This window comes from Salipiger sp. HF18 (assembly GCF_011806505.1).
Lineage (GTDB): Bacteria > Pseudomonadota > Alphaproteobacteria > Rhodobacterales > Rhodobacteraceae > Salipiger > Salipiger thiooxidans.
The window spans coordinates 1-1,232 of record NZ_JAATOS010000784.1; the positions used below are offsets into that span (position 1 = coordinate 1).

Consider the following 1,232-nt stretch of genomic DNA (forward strand, 5'->3'; position numbering starts at 1 on the left):
GTCGTCGATGATCGCCACGATGGGGCGGACGGGGCCGGGGGCCGCCGCGTCTGGGGGGATCTCGTCCGGCCTCGGCGACGTCTCGGGCATCTCGGTGTTGAGCCCGGTCGGATCGAGCGCTACCGGTGTGCCGGTGTCCTGAAGATTGAAGAGCGCGACGTAGTGGTCCTCGGGCGTGCCGAGCTTCCAGTAGAGCGCGTATTCGTCGGGCATTCCGGCGTCGGGATCGACCGGACTGCAGCGCGCCGCCAGCAGCTCGAGCTCGAACGGATCCATCAGCAGGGGCGAGAGCGGATCGAGCACCTCCTTCAGCAGCTCGCGCCGCTCGGCCAGCGGGTCGCCGCCGTGCAGGCGCACGAAGATCGGCTGGTAGATGTGCGTGCCCAGGGGCGGCTCGTGACGCTGCCGCAGCATCCAGGAGAACTGCACGTAGGGATCGCGAGGGGCGTTCGGTTCGGCGTCTGCCCATGTCAGCGTCATGGCTGGCTCTCCGTGAAAGGCTTAAACTATGGTGTAAGGAAAACCGACGGTTGAGGGCTGGTCAAGCGAGCCGGAATCGGTAAACACGGGTTTTGCGCAATATTCACGCATGGTTTTCCTGAGAGATTTGATCTTTCTTACCAAATTCGCGCTAAACTCACGGGGAAGCGTCAGATTGCCGTTACGTTAGTTAACAAGGCGCCGAACTTACCAGGTGCCAGAAAAATTCATAACAGGGGCGCTCACTTTCCGCGGCGTCCACGACAAGGGACGATAGCATGTCCGCTCGGACCGATTTTGATATGCCCTGCCTCCGCTTGATTGATGGCGGACGCCAGCCCGGGATGCCGGCTGCTCCGAATCTGCAGCTTCCCGCCGCGCCGCACATGGGCCCCGCCGAACTGGCCGCCGAACTGGCCGAACTCTACGCTCTCTCGCTGGTGCGGGACCTGCCTTTCGAACTCATGCAGAATCCGCACTGCACCGTCTGGATCGATGGCACCACGCGCTTCACCTTGCACGAACTGCTCTGCGAGCTGCGCAGTTTGAGCTGGTTTGACGATCAGGCCCTCCCTGTCCCCGGGCCGATCGAGACGGTCCTCTGCTCCCGGACCGTCTGCGGGGAAGCTGACCATCGCCGGGGCCTTCGGCTCAACGGCGATGGTCAGCTGACCTTGCGCACGCTCTTCCGCGGGGTGGTGGCCCGGCATGGCACAGAGATGCGGCTGTCGGCCTTCCACCGCGCCGATCCC

2 pseudogenes are annotated in these 1,232 nt (G+C 64.0%); one reads left to right on the plus strand and one right to left on the minus strand.

Features of this window, described 5'->3' with window-relative positions:
- Positions 1-480, minus strand: a pseudogene (locus HC022_RS26895) (hypothetical protein); the annotation flags it as partial.
- A 278-nt stretch (positions 481-758) separates the two neighbouring features.
- On the opposite strand from HC022_RS26895, the pseudogene HC022_RS26900 reads away from it, so the two are divergent.
- Positions 759-1,232 (plus strand): annotated as a pseudogene (locus HC022_RS26900) (bromoperoxidase); the annotation flags it as partial.